Raw genomic sequence first — 24,456 nt, 5'->3', positions numbered from 1 at the left:
TCCGCAAATCAGCGGACGCGAGACGAAGAGAAAACCCCGTAATGTCAGACCGAGGGCTGATTAACCTCTTTTCTCCTCACCCCTCTGAACTATGACCTCTCAGAAAATCACAAAGCTCGCAGAAACCATGCGGCTTGCGGCTCGCACCTACGACCACGGTAAGAAAGAAACTGCTCTCAATTTGATGGGCTTAGTCGCTTCCAAGATTCAAACACCTGCGGAACGCCACGAACTCAATCAGTTAGTAGAATCCAGCCTCCGACAGTCAGGGGCATGGTTTTATTACAAATCAATTGTTTTTGGGGCCAGTAGTGCCATTCCTAAAAAATAGAGACCCATTTACACTAAACAAAGTAGCCGTAGTTATGAAAAAGCTACGGCTACTTTGTTTACAAGCCTGCGTCTAACCGTCCCTATGACTGACCAAATTGATCTGTTTACCGAGCCGAATGCTGATGCTGTACCAGATAGTTTTGATCTGGAAGCTATCCCGACCAGCGCCTCTGTAGCAATTCCGGCAGGCATTTACGATGACTTAGATACTTTGGCCCGGCATTGTAAGAATTGTCAGCGCTGTGGGTTGGCGGCGGGGCGCACCAATGTGGTCGTTAGCCGAGGGAATCCTAAGGCACACATCATGATTGTGGGCGAAGGCCCCGGTCAGCAAGAGGACGAGCAGGGTTTGCCCTTCGTCGGTAAATCAGGGCAACTACTGGAAAAGATTCTGGCCGCCGTTCGCCTAGACACTGAAAAAGACGTTTATATCTGCAATGTCGTCAAATGCCGCCCTCCGGGCAACCGCACCCCGACAGCAGATGAATCGAGTGCCTGTAAGGGTTATCTGCTCGAGCAAATTCGCTTAGTTGACCCCAAAATCATTTTGATGACAGGCGCCACTGCGATGAAGGGACTCACGGGAGAAAAGCGCGGCATCACGAAGGTGCGAGGCCAATGGATCGAGTGGGAAGGCCGTTTGTGTATGCCCATCTTTCATCCAGCGTATCTTTTACGGAACCAGTCGCGGGAAAAAGGCTCCCCCAAATGGCTTATGTGGCAAGACATTCAAGCAGTGCGGACTAAACTGGATGAACTGACTGCCGAAGACTAAGGCAGGAGAGCTACACATCCTCAGCATGGGAAGCTTGCAGGCAATCCCATAGCGATTGCTGGATATCTCCAAATAGCCTATAACGCTGACGCGCGACTCCAAACCGTCAAAGGGCATGGAGTTGCACGTATCGAGGAAACGAGCCCTTATGGACTCAAACGAGATGATCATGGGCAAGGCTCAGGACATTGCCCCCGAAAGCCTATCCTTAAGCGTCGCTTTCGGGTTCATCCGTTGAATCAGCTTGCACCTCAACGGATGTGACATCGCCGTCAGGAGCGACTACCTGATCGACTTCGATCGCTTCCGATTCGCCGTCGTCAGCTTCCTCGGTCAGTTCGGAGGGCACCACCGCCACCGCTGCGATCGCATCATCCTCATCTAACCGCTGCAACCGCACGCCCTGGGCCGAGCGAGATTGAATAGAAATATCGTTCACCCGCTGGCGAATAATAATGCCGCGATTGGTCACGAGCATGAGTTCTTCGTCTTCATTGACCACCAGCACTGCGACGAGAGAGTCTTCGTCAAGGCGGAATTTGAGCGCCCTGAGGCCCATGCCTGCCCGATTTTGCAAACGGAAGAGCGATACGGGCACCCGCTTACCCATGCCTCCCGCCGTGATTAACAAGACCCAAGGCCCTTGGCTGTTGACCGCCGCCTCATCAGAATCTTCCGTCGCGCCAGCGGCTTCGGCTTCTTCCACAGCATGAGTCACTTGCGCGGGCAAAATATCCATGCTGATCAGTTCGTCACCGTCGCGCAGATTCATGGCTTTGACGCCACGGGTCGGTCGGCCTAAGGGGCGCAGCTGATCATCATTGGCCTTAAAGTGAATCGTCATGCCCTGATGAGACCCGATCAAAATACTGTCGCTGGTACGAGCCAGACGCACCCAGCGCAGCTGATCACCTTCTTCTAACGAAATCGCGATCAAACCATTAGCGCGAATGTTGCTGAAGGCCGAGAGGGCAGTTTTCTTGACATACCCGTTTTGGGTCAACATGACCAAGTACTCATCGTCGGTGAACTCTTCGACCGAGATGACGGAAGTAATTTTCTCTTCTTTGGGAATCGGCAACATCTGCACAATGGGCACACCCTGAGAGGTGCGCGAGCCCTCGGGCACTTGATAGGCCCGCAGGGAATAGGCGACGCCGCGATCGCTAAAGAACACAATGTGGTCATGACAACCGCAGGTAATGAAGTGCTGGATGCCATCATCTTCTTTGATGCGGGCTCCGGCTTTACCGCGTGTGGCCCGACTTTGCGCCTCAAAGGTATCGACAGGCATGCGCTTGATGTAGCCATACTCGGTCACCAAGATGACCACTTGCTCATTCGCAATGAGGGAAATGTCGGAGAGATCGCTGGTGTCGGGTTCGATGACGGTGCGGCGATCGTCGCCAAAGCGATCGCGCAGTTCTTCCACTTCCGTGATGATGATGTCGAGAATGCGCTCACGCCGCGCCAAAATATCCTGAAAATCGGTAATTTTGGTTTGCAGGTCTTCATGCTCCTGCTGAATTTTGTCAGTTTCCAGGGCCGTTAAGCGCCGCAACTGCATTTGCAAAATGGCATCCGCCTGAACTTCCGTCAGACCATACCCTTCTATCAAGCCTTGCTTGGCCGTCGGCGTATCGGCTGCATGGCGAATCAGGGTAATGATCGCATCCATGTTGTCCATGGCGATCAGGTAGCCCTGCAGCACATGGTCGCGCTCTTCTGCCTTGCGCAGCAAATACTGAGTGCGGCGGGTAATAGTCTCTACTCGGAAGTCGACAAAGACTTCCAGCATTTGCTTCAGACCCAAGAGCTGCGGTTCACCATTGACCAGGGCCAGCATGTTGACGCCAAAGTTGTTTTGTAGCGGCGTCTGTTTGTAGAGATTGTTCAGCACAACCCGGGCATAGGCGTCGCGCTTCAGTTCAATCACAATGCGCATGCCGTCGCGATCGCTCTCATCTCGAATATCCGAAATGCCGTCCAATCGCCGCTCATTCACCATTTCGGCAATGCGCTCGATCATCGCGGCCTTGTTGGTTTGATAAGGCAGCTCGGTGATGATGATGGCGTCGCGGTCCGGTCGACCCCGCTGTTCAATCGTTTCAATCGTGGCGACCCCGCGCATGGTGATGGAGCCCCGCCCAGTGGTGTAAGCGTCGCGAATGCCACGGGCTCCCAGGATTTGGGCACCCGTGGGAAAATCTGGTCCCGGAATCAACTCCATCAGTTCGTCGAGCGTGATCTCAGGATTGCGGATGAGCGCAACGACCCCATCGAGCAGCTCGCTCAGATTGTGGGGCGGAATGTTGGTCGCCATGCCCACGGCAATCCCCGAAGAGCCATTCAACAACAGTTGTGGCACCCGTGAGGGCAAGACGATTGGCTCCTGTTGGGAGCCGTCAAAGTTATCAGCAAAATCGACCGTATCGGCTTCGATATCCTGCAACAACGACGCCCCCGTGAGGGCTTGCAAGCGACATTCGGTGTATCGCATAGCCGCCGGTGGATCATTGTCAATCGACCCAAAGTTGCCGTGGCCGTTGATCAGCGGTGCCCGCATGGAAAAGTCTTGGGCCATGCGCACCAAGGCGTCATAGACTGCTGTATCGCCGTGGGGATGATATTTACCCAAGACTTCCCCGACAACACGGGCACATTTACGGAAAGGGCGGTCGAAGGTTAAACCGAGTTCGTGCATCGCGTAGAGAATGCGCCGATGCACTGGCTTTAGTCCATCTCTCGCGTCCGGTAGTGCTCTCCCCACGATTACGCTCATGGCGTATTCCAAATAAGACCGGGACATTTCGTTCCGTAGGTCGGTGGGGATGATCGTCATGGGATAAAAAGCTCCAAAATCGCCAAAATTTGACCGAGTAAAACGAATTGAGTCGCTAACTTATCACGGGGGTCAAATCGGTCGAAAAGTACGCGAAAGTACTCATTATTTTACCATGCTTTCCAAGGTTCCTGGAGAGAACGGTATGCTGGGAGAACAGACGTTCAAAACCGCTACAGCGAAGTTTTTCAGCCTATGGCTTCTCAGCTCACTGTCTTGTACTCCGATGCATTTTTAGAGCATGATACGGGTCGCTTGCATCCCGAAAATTCCGGGCGGCTCGAGGCAGTGACTCAGGCGCTCAAAACCACTTCGTGGGCACATCAACTGCACTGGCAGTTACCCACGGCGGTGAGCGATCGCGATCCCCTCCCCATGATTCGGCGCTTGCACAATTTGCACTATCTCAACGATTTAGAGCATTTGGCCGAAGTGGGCGGGGGACGCCTCGATCCCGATACGGCGCTGTCACCAAAGAGTTATGACATTGCGCTGCTGGCGGTGAATGCCTGGTTAGACGGCGTGGATTGTGTCCTGCAACAGCAGCAGTCGGCCTTTGTGCTGTCGCGCCCGCCGGGCCATCATGCGGTGAGCGATCGCGGGATGGGGTTTTGTCTGTTGGGGAATGCCGCGATCGCGGCCACCTACGCCTTGCAGCAGCCGGGAGTCAATCGGGTCGCCATTCTCGACTGGGATGTGCATCACGGCAACGGCACCCAAGCACTGGTGGAAAACAATCCGCAGATTGCCTACTGTTCGCTGCATCAGTGGCCCGCTTATCCGGGGACAGGGCGGGCCACTGAAACCGGCTTTCACCATAATGTGCTGAATATTCCCATGGCTCCTGGTAACACGTTGACCGATTACCAATCCCAGTTTGAGAGTGCTGTGGTCCCGTTTCTCAAAGACTTTCAGCCGGACTTATTGATTATTAGCGCCGGATACGATGCCAATCAGGCCGACCCCCTGGCAGGCATGGCGTTGCAACCCTCAGACTATGCGGTGTTGACCCGTTACTGTTTGGAAATTCAACCCCATCTGCTGTTCGGGTTAGAGGGGGGATACGACTACGACGCCCTGGCGGCATCCATCCTTGCGACGATCGAAGCTTGCCTTGATCCGCAATTGTCTGGCGTGAGCCCCTAATTGTGCCGCCAACCATCCCCTTTGCAGACAAACGAGCGCGTTCAGCACGGCTCAAATGCAGCCTTGAATGGCGGCTTGATAAACCCCTTGATAGCGGTTTTTGGCTTGCAGCTTAGTCAAGCTGTTGTTGATGTGAAATTTGACGGTGCTCTCGCTGATGTAAAGCTTTTGGGCGATGTCGCGATCGCGCAAGCCCTGCGCCAGCAGGGTCATCACTTCGATTTCGCGGTCGGATAGTAGAGATGCGGGTCTCGCAATCTCACCCTGGGGTGGCAAGGCGGGCAATTCTAATCGCCATTGAACCGTGCGACGATCGCTCATTAGCTGCAAATCCAGGGTGCCTCGTAGCCAGGTGGTAATGGTGCGCAGGGAGGCGAACTGCGATCGCAACAAGGCTTCTCCGGCGTCCCCAGCGGCTGGCGGTAAGGCCAAAACGGCATCCAGGCCAATCACCGTAGGCTCATAACTGAGGCGACAGTAATTACAGTCATGTTGATTTAACTGCTCTGCCGCTTGCAAAAACGCATGGACCACGGTGATGGCGGTGGGCTGCTCGGTACCCACCAGCATTAATCTAGTGGACTGCAAAACCGTTGCTAATTGGTCGGACAGTGGCAGTGACGGCGCGGAATTGTTAGGGGTGGCCACTGGCAACTGAGCCATCTGTAAGGCGGCATCCAGCGCGATGGTGGCGGTCATGCAGAGCACCTGCAATACTTCGAGAAACTCAGGAGCCATGGGTTGCGTGCTAAACGCCGCCAAGACCCCAATCACCCGATCATTCGCCACGAGGGGATAACCGGCAAAGCCTTGAATGTGATTAGCGATCGCCCAGTCTCGGTCTTTGACCCAAGTCTCCGCCGCTAACTGATTGCTGAGAAACGGAATGCGATTTTGAGCAATTTTGCCAACTTTGTAAGCCCCCATGGGCACCCGGGCAAAGGAGCCATCTGTGTGAGTGTGTAATCCGGAAGAAGCGATCAGGCGTAACGTTCGCTGATCCGGTTCGACAATCCACAAGCGAGCAAAGACGCAGTCAAACTGTGTGACCAACGCATCGGTTAAATGGTGAGCAATTTTGCGAGGTTCTAGACAGCCAGAAATTGATTGCACAATCTGGTTGACATGCTGTAAGTCGAATAATAAACGGGCAGAATCTAGCACAGCGGAGAGCCTAGGGCGCGATCGCTATTCTCAGGTGACAACTACTGTCCATCCTTCAACCAGCGCACCATCAACGTTGTATCTTGCGGTACAGCTCTGGTCAGGATCCCCCATTTTTTAAGAGCGATCTTGAATCAACAGCCGGTAATCTGGCACTTGCTCAGCCCGATAAGCGCCGACCCAAATCCGATAGGTACCGGGGAGCCAGGCCCCTGCGATCGCCGGATTTTTGCTACCGCTGTCGTCGTTGCACCACACGCCCCCTGGCCCTGAAATCACCAGCGTAGTGTCGAGGTCCGATTCCACCCGCATTTCCAGATTCGAGAAATTGGTCTCTAACACCACCTCTTCGTGGGGCGTGGTTGAAATGTAGCCTAAGCACGGCCCGGTAGGACTATTGGCGGTCTCGACCACATCGGCGGCGGGGCGATCGCCACCGCCAGTCCCTGCCACCGTGGTGGGATTCGGCCGAAAATTGGCTCCCAACGTGAGTGACTGAGCGATCGCGGCTTGACTCTGCCAGCCTTCCCCCAGTCCCACTAGCGCTCCGGTTAGCATCGCTATGGATGCCAAGCGCCACGACATTTGCATCGCCTTCATCGCGTTACCCCGTAACTCTTGGTGGAATCTGCGTCCTTAGACGGGATTAACTTTGCGCCAGTTCCAGCGCGGCTTTGAGGCGCGGCAGATCAAAGCCGCGCTGATGCAAAATCAGCCATGATTCCATCAAGTCTGGCCCTTGCATATCGCCCATCAGCGCCGCCCGCAGCGATTTCATCATCAAGCCTTTTTTAATGCCTTGGGCTTTGACGATGTCATTCACCAACGCCTTGCCGCTGTCCAAACTGTCGAGCGCGGCCCCAGACTGAAGTTGGTCTACAGTGGCCGCCAGCAGTGCCGCGACTCCATCCTGATGCAGTTGCTTAATGGCCGCTTCCGAATAATCCATCAGCTCGGAGAAAAAGAAGCGCCCCTGATCAACCGCCTCGGGCAAGCGCGTCAGCCCGGGACCAAGCAATCCGGCCAAGGTCGTTAACCAGTCTTTATCGGTGGTGGGCTCTATGGGATATCCGGCGGCTTGCCAGTAGGGGATAAGCTTGTCCACGAGTTCCGCCGCTGGGATCTGGTGAAGATATTGACTGTTGAGCCAATCCAGTTTGTCCCAGTCAAACTTCGCGCCCGCTTTGTTGACGCGATCGAAGCTAAATTTCTCAGCGGCCACAGGTAGCGTAAACACCTCTTCCCCATCGGGAGCTGACCAGCCTAAGAGAGTCATATAGTTCGCCAACGCCTCAGCCGTAAAGCCTAGCTTTTGAAAGTCCGAAATCGAGGTGACGCCATCCCGCTTCGAGAGCTTAGCGCCCTTTTCATTCAGAATCAGGGGCGTATGGGCAAACTCGGGCACCTGACCGCCTAGCGCTTCGTACAGCAAAATTTGCTTGGCAGTATTCGCAATGTGGTCTTCACCGCGAATGACGTGGGTGATTTGCATATCCATATCGTCTACCACCACGGCCAAGTTATACAGCGGCTGGCCAATGCTATCGACCGATGAGGCGCGAGCGATCACCATGTCGCCACCCAGGTCACTACCCTGCCAGGTCATGGTGCCGCGCACCAAATCCTGCCATTGGATGGTGCGATCGTCATCAATTTTGAAACGAATCACCGCTTGCCGACCTTCCGCTTCAAAGGCTCGCTGCTGCGCTTCGGTCAGGTCGCGATGGCGATTGTCGTAGCGGGGCGCTTGATTCTTGGCTTTTTGCGCCGTCCGCATGGCGTCTAGTTCTTCGGGCGTATCGTAAGCCCGATAGGCTAACCCTTTGTCCAATAAAGTTTGAATGGCTTGGCGATACAAATCGAGCCGTTCGGACTGAAAGAAGGGGCCTTCATCCCAGTTGAGCCCTAGCCACTGCAAGCCTGCGGTGATGTTTTGGGTAAATTCGGGGCGCGATCGCTCGGTATCGGTATCTTCCACCCGCAGAATAAATTGACCGCCGTGATGACGAGCAAACAGCCAGTTAAAAACAGCGGTGCGGGCGGTGCCAATGTGTAGGTTGCCCGTGGGGCTGGGCGCGATGCGAACGCGGACAGTCATGAAATCCGTGGGTAAAAACGACAGTCTTTTATTTTAGGGGGTGAGGTTGGTCATTGGGAGCGATCGCGAGGAGTTCCCCAGAAAAAATCGCCGCTGCGACCTTCCCCCATTCAACCGAGAGCCTCTTTGCAATGGCTGCGGACATCTAATCGCAGTTGACTTACGACAGCAGCGCCCTGGATGCTGAACTCTACAGAGTGATGAGTTCTGCCCACTGTGCCATTATTTCAGCACCGCTTGATATCTGTGCTCAAGCTGATCCGTCGCCGGTTTTGGCTCGCGGCGACGACCTGGCCCAGCCGCCAAGACGGCATTTTGATAATCCAGCTATTGGGACTCTACGCATTGGTGTCCACGCCAGTGGCGTTGCTGAGCGACTTAACGACGCTGGAATTAGCCCAGTTAACCTGGCAGCAGCAGGGACTCATTATGCTCCGGGTATTCTTGTTTCCTGCGTTGATTGAAGAGGGTTTTTGGCGGGTGCTATTACTGCCTCACAAGACGGAACGAGTCAGCGATCGCCGCCGTTGGCTCATCGGCCTGCCCAGCCTGATACTATTCGTGGCAATGCATCCCCTGAATGGCCTGACCCTTTACACCGATGCAGAAAGCACGTTTACCAATCCGTTTTTTCTGTCTTTAACGACGCTCCTGGGACTCATGTGCATGGTGTCTTATTGGCGATCGGGGTCATGGTGGGTGCCGACCATCATTCACTGGGTGATCGTAGCGGCCTGGCTGTTAGTCTTTGGCGGCTATGGACAACTTCACGCTTCGTAACCGCAGGCATCCAGTCATAAAAAAAGAGGCCCATATGGACCTCTTTCCAAGTTATTTCAAGCAATCAGAGACTAAACCAGCGGGGCCATTCTCACGGGGTTTGTGGTGAGCAGTTCCTGCAATTCTTCAGAATCCACAGTCTCTTTCTCCACCAACATGCCAGCGAGCTTATCGAGAATCGCGCGATTCTCAACCAGCACTTGCTTGGCGCGATCGTAAGCTTGGTCTACCAAAGAGCGCACTTCAGCATCAATGATGGCTGCCGTTTCTTCCGAGAAATCACGCTCAGCGGTAATATCACGACCGAGAAACATGTTGCCTTGTTGGCGACCTAATGCCACCGGACCCAGCTCACCGCTCATACCGAAGCGCGTAATCATTTGGCGGGCCACGCGAGCCACCTGCTGCAAGTCATTGGAAGCACCCGTCGTGACTTCTTCGTTGCCGTAGACGATTTCTTCCGCAATGCGGCCACCCAGTGCTACTGCCATCTGGTTTTGCAAGTAAGCACGGGAATACAGCCCCGATTCCAGACGCTCTTCGCTGGGAGTAAACCAGGTCAAACCACCGGCACGACCACGAGGAATGATGCTAATTTTCTGCACCGGGTCGTAGTCAGGCATCAAGGCACCCACTAGCGCGTGACCCGCTTCGTGGTAAGCCACTAGCTCTTTGCGGCGCTCGCTCATGACGCGATCCTTCTTCTCAGGACCCGCCAGCACCCGGTCAATGGCGTCGTTCACCTCGTCCATTGAAATCTCGGTGAGATTACGACGGGCCGCGAGAATGGCAGCTTCGTTCAACAGGTTGGACAGGTCAGCACCCGTAAAGCCAGGCGTCCGACGAGCGATTTTGTCGAGGTCAACGTCTTTGGCAAAGGTTTTGCCGCGGGCGTGAACTTGCAGAATTTCCGAACGACCCGCAAAGTCGGGGCGATCAACCACTACCTGACGGTCAAAACGACCGGGGCGAAGTAGAGCGGAATCTAGCACATCAGGACGGTTCGTAGCCGCAATGATGATAATGCCAGTGTTGCCCTCGAAACCGTCCATTTCGGTCAGCAACTGGTTCAGCGTTTGCTCACGCTCATCGTTACCGCCGCCGAGCCCAGCTCCCCGCTGACGCCCCACGGCGTCAATCTCGTCAATAAAGACGATACAAGGAGCATTGTTCTTGGCTTGTTCGAACAGGTCGCGGACACGAGACGCACCCACACCCACAAACATTTCCACAAACTCAGAGCCGGAGATGGAGAAGAAGGGCACGCCAGCTTCGCCCGCGACGGCTTTTGCCAACAGAGTCTTACCAGTACCGGGAGGGCCTACTAGCAAAACGCCTTTGGGAATCTTGGCACCAACCGCAGTAAAGCGATCGGCGTTCTTGAGGAAGTCCACGACTTCGGTCAGTTCCAATTTGGCTTGCTCAATGCCAGCCACATCGCCAAACGTCACCTGAGTTTGAGGCTCCATTTGTACGCGGGCTTTTGACTTGCCAAAGTTCATCGCCTGGTTGCCGGGGCCACTCTGAGCTCGCCGCAGCACAAAGAACAGGACAACTAGCAACAGCACCGGAATCAAAAGGGTGCTGAAGAGCCGAACGATGACGCTGTCATCATTTTGAGGAAACACAGCGATGTCAACGTTATTGGTTTCCAGAGTGCTGATTAACTCGGGGTCATTGGGCAAGTTGACCGTAATCTGACCGCCACCAGCGGGATCAGTAAAGCGAGCCTGACTGCGATCAGCACTGATACTGACGCGCTCAACTTGGTTATTTTCAACCGCATCCAAAAATTGGCTGTAGCGCCAAGTCTGCGATTCTTGACCCGAGTTATCGAAAATTGCAGTTGCCAGGGCAATTACGACTACGACCAGTAGTGCATATAGTCCTGCGTTTCTCCACCGTTTATTCACGGGGTCATGCCTCCAAACACTTCAGAAAGGTGAATCTTCTTATTGAAAGTCTTGCCCTTGTTGGGCTGTCGTCACTTCGAGATAAACAAATAATCCTTATGATTGTTTCGATTATTAACTTATGTTAACGCATCTTCAGGTTTCATGGGTCCCAGCCTGCCAAGCGTTCATGAGCTGCTGGGTTTGATCCTGATCAGGATTGTAGTTCACAGACGCAGTGCCTTGCAGGACGGTATGGATGGGGACGACAGGCATGACGCTATTGGTGTAAGCCAGGTAGGTAAATTGACTGACCTGGGTCGGAAGCCAGGGAGCTGTTTGCACGGTTTGATGCTGCGCCTGGAATCCTTGCATGACTAGCGATCGCATAATCCCTGGCAAAATCCCCTCGTCCAGCGGCGGGGTGAACCATTGCCCATTTGCCCAGCCCCAGAGATTACCCGTACTGGTTTCTAGCCAATCGCCTTGCCCAGTCAACAGAATGGCTTCTTGCGCCTGAGCCCGTTGGGCAGCCTGCAGGGCGAGCCAACAACCCAGGTAGTTGCCGGTTTTGTGGCCCGGTAGCGATCGCTGAAAGTCTGAACCTTCTGCCACCCAAGCGGTTATCCCTTGAGTCTGCCAGGTATGTAGATGAGAAGGGAGCGATCGCCCCAAAATCAGTTCTCGACCATCGGGAAAAATTGTCACCCGCAGCACCGGGAATGTGGGCGCAAGCTTTTCTGCACCTTGTCGGATGCGTGACCAGTCGGGTTCTGGCCAATGAAATGTCTGCAGCGATCGAGCAATTCGCTGGCAGTGGCGCGACCAAGCTGTCCAGGGATGGTCGAGAGCTTGCTCATAAACTCGCAGGGTGGTGAACACCGTGGCCCCAAACAACAGCCCTGGCTCATGCAGCGGCAACGACAGCCTATCGCCTGTCAGGAGTTGCCCAGCATACCAGTAGCAAGATTGGGCGGGCTGGGCAGACGGCCTTGACATCATTAACACCTATTTCTGGCCTGCGATTCCTCATTAAATTGACGGCTATGATGGCAGAACGGTAAATACGGCACCGCTTTTCTACTGGCTCATTCGTTACGCTGCCGAGCAGTGACTGCTTGCACTCATCAACTTAGGGAGCAGATATTATGCTACCGGATTACCTGAAGTCGGCTAAAGGATTGCTGCTCGACCTGAATGGCGTATTTTATGTGGGCAGCCGAGTGCTGCCCGGAGCCCAGGCGGCGATCGCGGCGTTGCAAAAAAGTGGGTTACCGTACCGATTTGTGACGAACAACACGACCCAGTGCACCCAGTCGATGAGCCAGAGTTTGGCGACCATGGGATTAGCGATCGCGCCAACCGAGATCATCACGACCGCTAGTGCAGCCGTCTTGCAGTTGCGGCAAATGGGCAATCCCAAGATTTATCCCCTCGTAGCGGCGGATGCTCAGCAAGAGTTTGCCGAGTTCACTTGGTCGGACATGGATGCCGATGTCATTGTGGTCGGTGATATCGGCGACGACTGGAACTATCGCATCATGAATCGAGTATTTCGCCTGTTGATGAAGGGTGCCCAGCTGATCGCGTTACATCGCGGCAAGTACTGGCAGTGGGAAGCAGGACTGCAATTAGATATTGGTGCATTTGTTGCTGGCTTGGAATATGCGACGGACCAAAAGGCGATCGTCAGCGGCAAGCCCGATCCTTTCTTCTATAAGATTGCGTTGGCAAACTTGGGCCTGCCCCCCGCCGAGGTCGTGATGATCGGGGATGATCTGGAAGCCGATGTGCAAGGTGCCCAGGCCATGGGCATGAAGGCAGTCGTTGTGCAAACGGGCAAGTATCGCCCTCATCTCGCCAGCAAAATGGGCATTACACCAGATGGTGAGTTGACAGGCATTGGAGCGATCGCCGATTGGTTTGCCTAAGAGCAGGTCCACTACCCCCAAACCTTGGAATACCTTCTCCACGCCTCTTAAATCATGGACTGTTGAGTGGCTCGATGCGTTGACGCGGCTTGCATCTCAATAATGCCCATCATGCCTTGATCTTCGTGGTCCAAAATATGGCAGTGGTAGACGGTTTTGCCCGCAAAGTCGTTAAACGGTACCAATAAATCGACGGACTCATAAGCGGGAATATTCACCACGTCTTGCCACATAGGGGTTGGTACAGGCTGGCCATTGCGGCGCACGATCTGAAAAGCGTTGGTATGCAGATGAAAGGGATGATCCATACCGGCCTTGTTAACGATATGCCATTCTTCGACGGTGCCGAGTTGCACTGTCGTATCAACGCGATCGTGGGCAAACCCGCGCCCATTGATCAAAAATGCCTGGTCACCATCAATCCCGTGATCCAGCACAAATTCACGGCGACGGCTTGGGGTAGGCAGTTCGGGCGAGGTCAGTAAGGTTTGGGGCAAGGGTACTTCGGTCGTCGCATCGCCATACTGCAATTGCGCGATCGCTCCGGTGGCAGCATCAACACTCGGCGCAGCGTCATCTTCCATGGCCGCCATCATGTCGCTAATGCCGCGATCGTAGGGCAGGCTCATGAGGGTATAGGCTCCGGGTTCGCGATCGCCCGCCACCAATACATCCGCCCGATTGCCGGGAGCCAGGATGAGGTCGTCTAACGCAAGCGGAGCGGCCAGAGTGCTGCCATCCATGCCGATTAAGTGCCAGGGATGATTTTCCAGTCGCAAACGATAGATGCGAGAGGGTGAGGCGTTCAACAATCGCAGTCGCAGCAAGCCTCGTTGAGGGATTGTGAGCCCTGGCGCGCGATCGCCGTTAACCGTAATTAAGTCGCCTTGACGGCCCCACCGGCGAAAGATCGGTGTTGGCTCTCGCCGCTGACCCCGCCACGTCAGATCAAAGTCTTGCAGTACCAAGATTTCTTCCGATGCCGCCTGAATTTCTGGAATGGCATCCACGGCACCACGCACAATTAACGGCCCGGCCAAACCGCCTGCCAGTTGCGCCGCAACCAAGCCATGGTGGTGGGGATGATACCAAAACAAGCCACCAGGATGCGTGGGAGCGATCGCAAATTCATACCGAAATTGCTCTCCTGACGGCACCGACACAAACACATTATCGGCCCTGTCCGTCGGTGGAATGTGCAACCCATGAAAATGGAGATTCGTTGGCTGAGTGAGGCCATTGGTAAAGTTAACCGCCAGCGTATCCCCCGCCTGCACTTCCCACAGCGGCCCAGGCATTTGACCGTTATAGGTAAGCAGCTGCGCGGAACGGCCCGCCAATGTCACCGTTTGCTCGGTCGCCGTCAGGTCAACGGTCAAAGCACCATCCACACTCACCAAGGGCGGACTCGGGCGCTGATGCTTAGCCGCTCTCGTGCATTGCACCAGGGCGATCGCGGCGATCGAACTGCCCGCATATTGTAAAAATTGACGACGTTCCATACTGTGCCGAAGGGAAATCAGCCCACGTGAGTAAGATCTAGTTTTACCGTATAAGCTCCAGTCTGCTGGAGAGACAACTTAATAGGCTTTACTCAAGCCTCATCCAGAGCTGGACGAAACGTTAAATAAGCCGTCAGACCCACCAGTGGCACAGCACTCACCAGCCCAAAAACGAGATTATTCTTGAAGCCGCGACGGGCCATATCGTCGCCCAGCAAGCTGGGCACCAGCAGCCAGAGCAGACAAAAATCGAGACTCATTACGTGAATAAACCGACTGGTCTGCCACTGAGCGATGAAATCGGCCCAGTCCCCGGCATAGGCGGCATACCCCATCAGGACGACCGAAGCGACCAGTAAACTGAGTCCTAACCAACGAGAATCCGCCAGCGCGATCATGCGCGACTTCGGTCCATCAAAAGTGGGATTCGGCTGCCGCAGCACTAGATAAGGCAAAAGCAGAAACGCCCCTAGACCAAAACTACCTGCCACAAACGGCCACGCTGGCACCGACTGTCCCTGGCCATCAATCAACGCTAGACAGGCATACGCCATCGGCCAGATGCCCATCAGGTTAAACAATGCCACGATCGCAGGGTTGATCTCGTCCCACTGACCGGTCGACAGATGCAGGATTAATTCGCCCGTGTCAACCTGATCAGGTGGCGCAAAGCCAAAGGCATAGACCACAAATGCCACCCAAAGGGTTGCCAACAAAGACCGACGCAGCATTTTCAACCATCCCTTCGCGACTACTAAGTTTTTCTCTGAATTATCAATCAAATTAACAAAATCTTCCAATTTAGGCGTTGGCCTCTTACCGTGAAGATGAGCACTTGATCTTTGCGCTCTTAGTCAGGCGATCGCAATTACCCCAACTGACACAACATTTGGTCATTGCTCGCCTGGTCGTCATTCGTTGCTCTCTGCAACGGCTCACTGTACTACCACACAGACATCCGCGTCGCCCATAAAACCCCTTATTTATGCCCACCTTTAGTACCTACTTTTAGTTACCAATACCTGCCATTCCTCAACAGGAGTCGGATGTGTCGCTCAACTTTTTAGATTGCACAGCCGAACACTGGCAAAGGGGCAATTCATCATGAATGCCAATTATTTGTTTGAACTGTATGAATCGGGGTACCGCGACTTTGCGGGCATTCACCTCAGTGGTGTCGATCTCAGACAGCGAATTCTTATCGACATTAACCTCCAACATGCGAGTTTAGTGCAGGCTAACCTCAGTCGGGCCTTCTTAACTAAAGCGAATCTCGCCAATACCAACCTGTACCGAGTCAACGCCAGTTTTGCCAAGCTGAGTGAAGTCAACCTGCAGCGTGCACAACTCAAGAAAGCTGACCTCAGGGGCACCTTCATGGTGAAGTCGGACTTATCCGATACCCAACTGAGTGGGGCCAATCTGAGTGGGGCCAATCTGCGCGGCGCCAGCCTCAGAGGCGCCAACCTCTGCGGCGCTAATCTTTGTGGCGCCAATTTACGCGGGGCCGATCTGCGCCATGCCAACCTCGCATGGGCTAACTTAAGCGGCGTGCGGCTGAGCGGTGCCGCCTTAGGACGCACCTTCCTCGACGATGTCAACTTAGAAGGCGCTTACCTCAATGGGCTAAACCTGACTGGCATGAACCTGAGTGGACTCAATTTACAAGAGGCCAAACTGAATGGCGCGCAATTGGATTACGCCAACCTCACCGCCGCCAACCTCAGTTTCGCGACCCTCAGAGAAGCCAGTCTCAATCAGGTAAATCTCACCGGCGCTAATATGACTGGCAGTATTTTGTGGCGAGCCAAAATGCTCGGCGTCAACCTTGATCGGGCCGATCTCTCTTGGGCCAACTTAGCTGGAGCCAAATTGGATGCCTGTTCGATCGAAGGCACCGAATTTACCGATGCGATTTTACCGCGAGGCTCTCAAGCCGACCTGCTTAATAAAGCCTGCGGCGATACTCGCTGGAGCCATCGGTCCACTCGAGAAACCTTAAGTGCATCACAATTTGTGGAATAAATACCGCCTACCTTGAACGTTCGGGCACTTACTATCCGGCTATTGAAGATCGTCCCTCAGACGATCTATCTCGCCCTAGTCTTGCACATGTCAACTCATTGAAGGAGGGCTGCAATCTTGGCAACATACGGCATTGTTTTAGTTACAGTAGATACCCAAGAATCAGCCCAGGAAATTGCCCAAGCGCTCGTGGGCGATCGCCTGGCAGCTTGCGTCAATCTTTATCCCATTCACTCGGTCTACACCTGGGAAGGAAAAGTCGAACAAGCGGCCGAATGGCAACTGATCATCAAGACCGATCTCGCTTTATTTCCCAAAATTGAGACAGCACTGGGCATGTTGCATCCATACGATGTGCCTGAGATTTTGGCGATCCCCATTCACCAAGGCAGTGAACCCTATATGGCTTGGCTGGCTCACAATACCCAATCGTCTGGCTAGGCGAGATTCAAAGTTTTGCTCGCGATCGCTCCGATCCCCTTAATTTCCAGTGTCCAAATCAGCTTCAGCATCTTCGGTCGCTTGCACCTGCTCTGCTTTGGCAAGCGCCTGATCGCTATTTTGCTGATAGCTCATCACGCGATCTTGGGCGATCGTGTAATTTTCATTTTCGGGCGGCACTTCCGCCATGAGGTCCGCTGCCCGCTGCCAACGCGCCGCCAGGTCCAGCCACTCTGCCGAGGTTTCCGCCGCTTGACCATCGTCAACAGCTTGTTGCGCTAATCGCACGGCCTGGGCAAACGACGCCTGGGCCGGTGCTGCCGCATCTGATGTAGCAGTCTCTTCCGCCACAGGAGTAGACGTACTGTCGATCTGGGCCCAAGAAATGCCTAGACGATGCTTAAGCACCCAGCCCAGCAGTACCAGCAATAGACATAGACTAGCGCCCCCGACAAGGCCACGCACAAAATACTTCTGGCTGAGTTGCTGATTTTTAGTGTTGGATACGACGATCTCCTGGCGACCTTTAGGGACTTGACGATCGCGCCAAAACCGCGTCACTGGATTCGGCTGCTTCAGCTTAATCAGTTCCGACCAGAGGAGTTGATTTTCGGGATCGCGAGTAATCTCTTCAAACCAGAGGAGTTGCTGCTCGCGAACGATCCGACTATTGATGTTGACTTTGCGAATGCCGCGAGGTGACAAATCTTCGAGAATGCTGCGGACGCGATCGACTACAGTATTTTGCTCTAACTGCTCAGGTTTGGGCGCTTCGCATAACAGCTGTAAAATGCCGTCGGCTAAGATTGCCCGCGTCCTAATTTGCACATCGGCCAGCCGCTCATTCAATATCTGAATGATCGCGGCAACGCTGCCTTGGCGCGCTTGGCCCAAAATATCGTTCACGGCTGAATTAGTTTGAGCAGTTTGCATAGCTGGTAGGCACACACTATACGAAGTAAAAAACAGTTTAGCTCTATTTACGGGGATCTCCATAATCTGCTAATAACAGCGCAGCTCGTCACGACCCCGCGACGACGTTGTGGGGTCGTGACAGCTATGGCTCCAAGGCATTCACTCTTCGGCGATCCCAAAGCAAACAAACGTGAACCAATGAAACGGAACAGCGGACATCGCGACCGCTGATTGGCCTGGCTCAATCTTGTTGATGGGAAAATTGATAAGCCCCGACATAGGCCAGTGCGATCGCCACCGCAAGGAGAATCGGAAAACTATACCAGGGAAACTCTGACAAGGGCTGGTAAGCCGCTGCTCGCAAACCGATCGTGGTGTAGGTCAGCGGCAGTAGATAAACAATTCCTTTCAACACGGGGGGCAAGGTGGCGGGATCAAAAAATGTGCCCCCTAAAAACGACATCGGCACAATCAAAAAGTTATTAAATAGGCCGACGCTTTCTAACGATTTGACATTTAGGCCCACAATCACGCCGAGCCCAGCAAACACGGCGCAGTTGAGTACCAAGAGACCCAGAAACAGCGGGTTGATGAAACTCCACAGCTTGCCAGTAAACAGCACTGCCACCAAAATTACCGACGCCGCCGTCATCATGCCCCGCACAATTCCGGCCATCATCTTGCCAAGGTGCAGCGCCAGGGGATGCACTGGATACAGCAGCATCTCTTCAAAGGTTTTGGTGAACAAGCGATCACCACAAATGGAGAAAGTCGTTCCCCCAAAGCTAATGACCATCGAAGACAGCGCTACCATTCCCGGCAAAATGAATTCCAGATAGGTCTCGCCAACGGTGGGTTGCGTGACGCGATCGAGAGAGCTGCCGAGCCCTAAACCAAACGCCAAAATATAGATCAGCGGTGACACCAAACCAGAAGCTGCCACCTGCGGAATTCGCACCCGCAGATCTAGCCAATCGCCCCAAAAGACTGTCAGGCTATCATCCACAAGCGCTTTCAAAAAGTTAACGGGGGCAGATCGACGAATTTTGATCGAGGCGTCAGCGTCCATATAGTGCCAGCTTTACAGTTATTCACACAGCTCCACTCTACCCTGAGAACTGATGGTTTGGCGCAGTTGTACCTGCGGGTTGCGATCGCCTACGATGCTGACGCAAACCGGATCTTTAGATAATCTTCCTCCATCTTGGCTCCAGCCGGATTCAGCGCGGCTAACGCCTGCGGCAATACCAGGTTACGGCGATGATTGCCGATGCGAATATTGAGCTCATCGGCCGATTTGCTCAGTTCGACCTGACTTTTGGGAATGCCGGGGAGGTAGACCTCAAGGCTGTAGTCGTTGCCCTGCTGAATCACCCGCAGCGTATTTTCTTTGTAAAACACCTGAGCTGGATCATCATCTCCGTAGAGGGTTTCCTTTAACCGCTCTAACGCGGCAATGCCGCACATTTCTTCGGAATATAAGGGGATTTCGCGAACGGGCAACGGGCGAAAATTTTCATGAATTTCATGGCGATATTGTTGCTGCTGATCCTTCCAACGCTGGAAAAATGGATCCTGCACAGAGTCAGGAATAATGCGATTAGCAATCACCAAATCTGTCCCCACGTTGTAAAGGCTCAGATAGGCATGAGCCCGCAAAGACTCCTTAATTACCATCTTTTCTGGATTCGTGACGAGGCGAACTGAGGTAGTAGCCGTGTCAGTTAGCACTTTCTCCAACTCGACCAGTTGCTCATAAAACTCGTAGGGCGCGTCCATCACCTCTTTCGTCGGCAAGGAAAAGCCGGCAACTGGACGAAACAGTGGCTCTACCAGGGGACGCAGGGCGGCGGAAACTGCCTCAAACGGCTTGTAAAAACGGCGCATGTACCAGCCAGCGACCTCGGGCAAACTGAGTAGTCGCAACGCCGTCCCAGTCGGCGCGGAGTCGATAATCAGAACGTCATACTCGCCCTCGTCATAATGACGCTTCATGCGGACCAGGCTAAAAATCTCGTCCATGCCCGGCAAAATGGCCAGTTCTTCTGCTTCAACGCCTTCTAAACCACGGGCTTGTAACACCTCAGTGATGTAGCGCTTGACCGCTCCCCAGTTACCTTCTAGTTCTAACAGGGCATCGAGTTCCGCCCCCCACAAGTTGGGGCGCACCGGCTTGGGATTGTGCTCTAGCTCCATATCAAAGCTATCAGCCAGGGAATGAGCCGGGTCAGTGCTGAGGACCAGCGTTTTGTAACCCAGTTCGGCGCAACGCAAACCGGTCGCCGCAGCAACAGAGGTCTTACCGACTCCGCCTTTACCGGTCATTAAAATTACGCGCATAATCTCGTCGCCTCTGCCTTAGTCAAAAAATGTAACGGTTTTTTATACTGTATCGGTTTTAACGGCTTTTCGCCGCTGCGGGCCACATTTCACCGTTGCCAGCGTGAGCTCTGATGGCCCTCGTCAGACCGTGACATTCCAAGCCGCGATCGCGGGCAACCTCTGCCTAAATAGGATGGTGCTGACTAAATAGAATGGTGCTGAGTTGTCAGCAACTTGTAACCCAGGCTCATGGAGCCGAAGGCCAGACAAAATTGCCACAAGCTGGTGGGGCTCAATACGATGCGACTGTTGAAAAAGATAAACACTATGCCAAAGCCGATCGCAATGCCGCCAGCAACGCGAGCCTCGCCTCGGAACCAAATTGCCATAAACAGACCGACACAGAGGCACACCCCTGACAAATCAGCCGCCATGCCCCGCCACCAGGAATACGGATGGGTGGTGAGCAGAATATTGCGGCTAAGCAGATACGTGCCCACCCCCATGAGTCCGACACCCAGAAACCAGTAAAGCGATCGCATGTGCGCCTTTTCCTGCTGCGAGAGTTAATTAACTCGGTTACCAGGGTTGACACGCGATCGCCCAGCTTATAACTCCGCTAGTTTCCATGCAGTCTGCCCAAAAGCCGCTGAGGCTAACTAAAGTCCCTAGCCTCAGCGGCCCTTAAAGGCGTTGTCACTGCCATGCCTCAACGGGCAGTGTGCTTAAACTCGGGCACGACTCATCGCTGCAGCAACTACATGAGACCCCTTAGAGGCGATCGCCGCTGTACTCACATCAAAACCAGCGACGTTAACTCCTTCGATGCAGGTACCGTCCAGGTTTGCCTGGTGCAGATTGGCCCGGTATAGGTTGGCATCCGACAAGTTTGCCCCTTGCAGGTCCGCTTGCGTAAAGTCGGCTAATTGCAGATCGGCCCGTATGAGACTTGTGCCATCGAGCTTGGCCCCGGTCAAAACGGCCCCCGCCAAATTCACTTCCTCTAATTGAGCGCCGCTGAGTACGGCCTGGGTCAAATCGGCCTTGGCAAGATTGGCATAACGGAGATTGGCCTGACTAAGATCAGCCCCTCTCAAATTAGCGCCACTCAGGTCTGCCTGCCTCAAATCAATGTCACTCAATTGGCAATGGCTGAGATCAGTGCCATGCAGGATCACCCCAGCAAAATTGCGATCGCCTCGACTGTATTCGCGCAAAAACTCTCGAACGTTCATGGTGGTGGCCTCAAAATGTGTTTTCTTACATTTCTTTAAAGTTGATTTTTGATATTTTCTTGCTGGAAAATCTTGACGCCAAGGAAAGACACCATTTGAAATTCAGCAGGGATCCACAAAAAATGGTTGAAAACCAATCTCAACACTTGTATCGTGGCAAATTCAAAGATACTCGTGGGCATTTATTCACACACTGAAAAGAAGCCACTGCAGTGAAGCATATTCTTCTCATCAGAGTATTTTAGCTGCACTCAAAATCCGAAGCTACTAACCGGACTAGGCGACATTGCAAAGTCGCTGTATCGCGTGAGCCACCACTCAGAATTTGGCCGCAGCGAGTAAAGAATTTGGCCACAGCAAGCAAATGGCCCACAACGTAAAGCAGCGGCTCCGTCAAGATGGAGTCGCTCAGGAGCTGGGGTGTTCTGGTGCACCATTGAGTGACCAACGGTAGTCAACCTTTAGACCCAAACGATGGCAATTTTCTTCGAGCTGGCGCTGTTGCGAAAGGGCTTTGCGCAGCGTAATGATGAGCTCATTGACATCACCCTTGAGACTGGGATGCTCATAAGCCGCGAAAAAAGTTTGCTGCTCTAGCAGTTGCAGCAGCAGCTCGTAGTGAACGTGAGACGGTAAGGGAAGCGGCTCTGTCATTGAGATGAAAAGGCTGTGGCCTTGTGAAAGGAGACAAATAATCAGCCGATTAAGCGTATAGGGCGGCGATCGCCTGTGTGACGTCAGCTTGTCGCATCAGCGACTCACCGACCAAAATGCCCTGGGCTCCAGCACTTTGTACCGCTGCGATATCCGCTGGCTTTTGAATGCCAGATTCGCTAATGATGAACAACTGCTTTGCCTGAATTTGTTCGCGCCGCTGGGCTAAGAGCTGAGCGGTGGTATCTAAGGAGGTGACAAATGTTTCCAAGTTGCGGTTGTTAATGCCGACCAGATGAATCGGCTCAATCGCCAAGACGCGATCCAATTCTTCTAAGGTGTGCACCTCTACCAAGGCACGCATTCCCAACGCTTGAGCAATTTTGGTGAAATAGCGCAAATCTTCATCACTCAAAATAGCCGCAATGAGCAATACCGCGTCGGCCCCTTGGACTCGCGCCAGATACATTTGATAGGGGTAAACGATGAACTCTTTGCAGAGAATCGGCAGTTCCGTCGCCGTCCGGATCGCTTTGAGGTAGTCAAAGCTGCCCTGAAAAAAGGTTTCGTCGGTCAACACCGAGAGACAAGCAGCGCCAGCCGCTTGATACGCTTGGGCGATCGCGACCGGATCAAAGTCTTCGCGAATCACGCCCCGACTGGGAGAGGCTTTTTTGACCTCAGCAATCAAAGCGGGCTGGCGATCGCTCTCCTGGAGAGCCGCCAAAAAATCACGGGCTGGCGGGGCACTCAGGACTTCACGTTGCAAATCAGCGAGGGGAACTTGCTGCCGCAGCCGAGTGACTTCCTTTTCCTTCTGCCAAACAATTTTTTCCAGAATGTTTTGGGGTTCGGCACCCGGTGCCTTGATTCGGTAAGTCAGACTTTGCACAGATACCTCAGGATACGGAGAGCGGCGGCGAATTTCCATAGAACCAGTCTTATGCACTAACGACAGCACGCTTAAAGGCCTCATCCATCACCTCTGAAAGTGTGGGATGAGTATGAACACAATAGGACAAAGCTGTGACAGTTTGCCCTTGAGCGATCGCATTAGCCGCTTCTTGAATCAGGTCGGAAGCGTGCAGACCGATGATGTGAGCGCCCAAAATTTCACCCGTATCTTTGCGATAAATTACTTTGGCCAAACCGTCAGATTCGCCCTCGGCCAGCGCTTTGGAATTGCCTTTGAAATAGGTTTTAACTGTCGCAATGGCAAAGCCTTGTTCATCGGCATACGCTTTGGCTTGGGGCTCAGTCATGCCGACAAAGCTCACCTCAGGGTGAGTAAATGCGGCCGCCGGGATGCTGCGATAGTTAACGGTGCGTGACTCGCCGCAGATGTTATCAACGGCGACAACGCCCTGGGCCGAAGCCGCATGGGCGAGCATCATCTTGCCTGTAGCGTCACCAATTGCCCACAGATGAGGCACAGGCTCACCATCGCGTACCACCCGCAGCTCGTCATCGACAGTAATGAAGCCGCGACGATCAGGCTCGACGCCCACACGCTCTAGCCCTAAATCCTTAGTGGCAGGAATACGACCCGTTGCCACGAGACAAGCATCCACTTCCAAAACGTCAACCACTTCTTTAGTTTCGCGATCCGCCAGTTCAATGACAACGGGGGATCCAGGAGTCACCTTCATGGCCAGCACCCCAGCCCGTGTTTCCACCGGACGTGGCTTGATCAGGACGCGCTCGGCGATTTTGGCAATGTCAGGATCAAAGGTCGGCATGATTTTATCGAGCGCTTCGATAATAGTGACCTCAGAGCCCAAAGCGGTGTAAACATCGCAAAACTCTAAGCCAATGTAACCACTACCGATGATGGCAATCCATTCGGGGAGCCATTCCAACTTGACGGCAGCGTCGCTGGTAAACACGGTTTTGTTATCGATTTCAATGCCCGGCGGCACAAAGGGCACAGAACCGGGAGATAGCATGATGTCTTTAGCCGTAATTGTTTGGTCGCCCGCTGCGGTGGTGACGACGACTTTTTGTTCGCCCGCGACACGCCCCCAACCGCGAATCGTGTCGACGCCCAAGCGCGTCAGGCTGTTGGTCAGGTCACCTTGGATTTTGCTGACAAGGTTATTGGCATGCCCCGCGATCGCTTCTCGATCAAAGGAAACGCCACCGACTTGAATGCCGAGGGATTCTAAATGATGAGTATCTTGTATCTCACGGACGCGACCGGACGCTGCGAGCAAAGCTTTGGAGGGAATGCAGCCGCGATTGACACAGGTGCCGCCCATGTCGGCAGCCTCAATAATGGCGGTTTTGAGCCCCCGACGCACCGCATGAATGGCCGCCCCATGGCCCCCAACACCGGCACCAATAATCACCAAATCGTAGTCAAAGGCTTGACTCACAGCTTTCTCCTCAGCAATCGTAGCGA

23 protein-coding genes are annotated in these 24,456 nt (G+C 53.8%); 7 read left to right on the top strand and 16 right to left on the bottom strand.

The genetic code is table 11. The features are described from left to right. The first annotated feature begins 91 nt into the window (after nt 1-91). Nucleotides 92-331 carry a hypothetical protein gene (locus DYY88_RS16320; protein WP_039726385.1) on the top strand — a complete coding sequence of 80 codons (240 nt, stop codon included), beginning with the start codon at nt 92-94 and terminating at the stop codon, nt 329-331. A gap of 84 nt (nt 332-415) precedes the next feature. Beyond that, on the top strand, nt 416-1,108 hold the full coding sequence (locus DYY88_RS16315; RefSeq protein WP_039726384.1) for a uracil-DNA glycosylase: 693 nt from the start codon (nt 416-418) through the stop codon (nt 1,106-1,108). Between the two features lie 208 nt (nt 1,109-1,316). Here DYY88_RS16315 and gyrA read toward each other — a convergent pair whose 3' ends face one another. Next, the gene (gene gyrA / locus DYY88_RS16310; protein ID WP_039726383.1) at nt 1,317-3,950 is read right to left on the bottom strand and encodes a DNA topoisomerase (ATP-hydrolyzing) subunit A; all 2,634 of its coding nucleotides are present in this window, start codon (nt 3,948-3,950) and stop codon (nt 1,317-1,319) included. Between the two features lie 195 nt (nt 3,951-4,145). Between gyrA and DYY88_RS16305 the strand changes: the two genes are divergently transcribed. Then, entirely contained in the window at nt 4,146-5,096 is a 951-nt protein-coding gene (locus DYY88_RS16305) for a histone deacetylase family protein (RefSeq protein ID WP_039726382.1), read from the top strand. Between the two features lie 51 nt (nt 5,097-5,147). Here DYY88_RS16305 and DYY88_RS16300 read toward each other — a convergent pair whose 3' ends face one another. From DYY88_RS16300 to gltX, 3 genes are all read right to left on the bottom strand, one after another. Then, nucleotides 5,148-6,260 (bottom strand): LuxR C-terminal-related transcriptional regulator, encoded by a 1,113-nt coding sequence (locus DYY88_RS16300; RefSeq protein ID WP_039726381.1) that lies wholly within the window; start codon nt 6,258-6,260, stop codon nt 5,148-5,150. A 117-nt stretch (nt 6,261-6,377) separates the two neighbouring features. Beyond that, complete coding sequence (locus tag DYY88_RS16295) at nt 6,378-6,860, bottom strand: hypothetical protein (protein ID WP_039726380.1); 483 nt, start codon at nt 6,858-6,860, stop codon at nt 6,378-6,380. A gap of 46 nt (nt 6,861-6,906) precedes the next feature. Then, nucleotides 6,907-8,358, bottom strand: a complete 1,452-nt coding sequence (gltX, locus tag DYY88_RS16290) for a glutamate--tRNA ligase (RefSeq protein ID WP_039726379.1) — start codon at nt 8,356-8,358, stop codon at nt 6,907-6,909. Between the two features lie 216 nt (nt 8,359-8,574). Between gltX and DYY88_RS16285 the strand changes: the two genes are divergently transcribed. Continuing rightward, nucleotides 8,575-9,138, top strand: a complete 564-nt coding sequence (locus DYY88_RS16285; RefSeq protein ID WP_052456682.1) for a CPBP family glutamic-type intramembrane protease — start codon at nt 8,575-8,577, stop codon at nt 9,136-9,138. Nucleotides 9,139-9,209: 71 nt separating this feature from the next. Here the strand turns inward: DYY88_RS16285 and ftsH3 are convergent, their stop codons facing one another. Beyond that, nucleotides 9,210-11,051, bottom strand: coding sequence for an ATP-dependent zinc metalloprotease FtsH3 (gene ftsH3, locus DYY88_RS16280; RefSeq protein WP_039726378.1), 1,842 nt, complete (start codon nt 11,049-11,051; stop codon nt 9,210-9,212). 135 nt (nt 11,052-11,186) lie between these two features. After that, nucleotides 11,187-12,029, bottom strand: a complete 843-nt coding sequence (locus DYY88_RS16275; RefSeq protein ID WP_044151536.1) for an aminotransferase class IV — start codon at nt 12,027-12,029, stop codon at nt 11,187-11,189. Between the two features lie 149 nt (nt 12,030-12,178). On the opposite strand from DYY88_RS16275, the gene DYY88_RS16270 reads away from it, so the two are divergent. Beyond that, entirely contained in the window at nt 12,179-12,961 is a 783-nt protein-coding gene (locus DYY88_RS16270; RefSeq protein WP_039726377.1) for a TIGR01458 family HAD-type hydrolase, read from the top strand. A gap of 47 nt (nt 12,962-13,008) precedes the next feature. On the opposite strand, the gene DYY88_RS16265 is transcribed toward DYY88_RS16270, so the two are convergent. Both DYY88_RS16265 and DYY88_RS16260 read right to left on the bottom strand, forming a co-directional pair. After that, nucleotides 13,009-14,463 (bottom strand): multicopper oxidase family protein, encoded by a 1,455-nt coding sequence (locus tag DYY88_RS16265; protein ID WP_039726376.1) that lies wholly within the window; start codon nt 14,461-14,463, stop codon nt 13,009-13,011. Between the two features lie 92 nt (nt 14,464-14,555). Continuing rightward, entirely contained in the window at nt 14,556-15,194 is a 639-nt protein-coding gene (locus DYY88_RS16260) for a hypothetical protein (protein WP_039729720.1), read from the bottom strand. Between the two features lie 373 nt (nt 15,195-15,567). Between DYY88_RS16260 and DYY88_RS16255 the strand changes: the two genes are divergently transcribed. Together DYY88_RS16255 and cutA are read left to right on the top strand one after the other, a co-directional pair. Next, nucleotides 15,568-16,488, top strand: coding sequence for a pentapeptide repeat-containing protein (locus DYY88_RS16255; protein ID WP_039726375.1), 921 nt, complete (start codon nt 15,568-15,570; stop codon nt 16,486-16,488). A 117-nt stretch (nt 16,489-16,605) separates the two neighbouring features. Next, nucleotides 16,606-16,929, top strand: coding sequence for a divalent-cation tolerance protein CutA (gene cutA / locus DYY88_RS16250; RefSeq protein ID WP_039726373.1), 324 nt, complete (start codon nt 16,606-16,608; stop codon nt 16,927-16,929). Nucleotides 16,930-16,968: 39 nt separating this feature from the next. Here the strand turns inward: cutA and DYY88_RS16245 are convergent, their stop codons facing one another. From DYY88_RS16245 to lpdA, 8 genes are all read right to left on the bottom strand, one after another. Continuing rightward, nucleotides 16,969-17,862: a hypothetical protein gene (locus DYY88_RS16245; protein WP_044151148.1), complete on the bottom strand. Its 894-nt coding sequence runs from the start codon at nt 17,860-17,862 to the stop codon at nt 16,969-16,971. Between the two features lie 223 nt (nt 17,863-18,085). After that, nucleotides 18,086-18,862, bottom strand: a complete 777-nt coding sequence (locus tag DYY88_RS16240) for an ABC transporter permease (protein ID WP_367889302.1) — start codon at nt 18,860-18,862, stop codon at nt 18,086-18,088. Nucleotides 18,863-19,002: 140 nt separating this feature from the next. Further along, nucleotides 19,003-20,184, bottom strand: a complete 1,182-nt coding sequence (locus tag DYY88_RS16235) for a TRC40/GET3/ArsA family transport-energizing ATPase (RefSeq protein WP_039726371.1) — start codon at nt 20,182-20,184, stop codon at nt 19,003-19,005. A gap of 185 nt (nt 20,185-20,369) precedes the next feature. Continuing rightward, a complete protein-coding gene (locus DYY88_RS16230) occupies nt 20,370-20,708 on the bottom strand; it encodes a hypothetical protein (RefSeq protein WP_039726370.1) in 339 nt (112 codons plus the stop codon). Nucleotides 20,709-20,891: 183 nt separating this feature from the next. Further along, nucleotides 20,892-21,401, bottom strand: coding sequence for a pentapeptide repeat-containing protein (locus DYY88_RS16225; RefSeq protein ID WP_044151147.1), 510 nt, complete (start codon nt 21,399-21,401; stop codon nt 20,892-20,894). 408 nt (nt 21,402-21,809) lie between these two features. After that, nucleotides 21,810-22,055, bottom strand: coding sequence for a DUF5340 domain-containing protein (locus DYY88_RS16220; RefSeq protein WP_039726369.1), 246 nt, complete (start codon nt 22,053-22,055; stop codon nt 21,810-21,812). Nucleotides 22,056-22,104: 49 nt separating this feature from the next. Continuing rightward, complete coding sequence (gene trpC, locus DYY88_RS16215; RefSeq protein WP_367889301.1) at nt 22,105-23,031, bottom strand: indole-3-glycerol phosphate synthase TrpC; 927 nt, start codon at nt 23,029-23,031, stop codon at nt 22,105-22,107. Further along, a complete protein-coding gene (lpdA, locus tag DYY88_RS16210; protein WP_039729715.1) occupies nt 22,997-24,430 on the bottom strand; it encodes a dihydrolipoyl dehydrogenase in 1,434 nt (477 codons plus the stop codon). Before lpdA ends, trpC begins: the two co-directional genes overlap by 35 nt. Between the last annotated feature and the right edge of the window lie 26 nt (nt 24,431-24,456).

The sequence above is a fragment of the Leptolyngbya iicbica LK genome, from assembly GCF_004212215.1.
In the GTDB taxonomy this organism is placed as follows: Bacteria; Cyanobacteriota; Cyanobacteriia; order Phormidesmidales; family Phormidesmidaceae; genus Halomicronema; species Halomicronema iicbica.
This window is presented reverse-complemented; position numbering and strand designations above follow the sequence as displayed.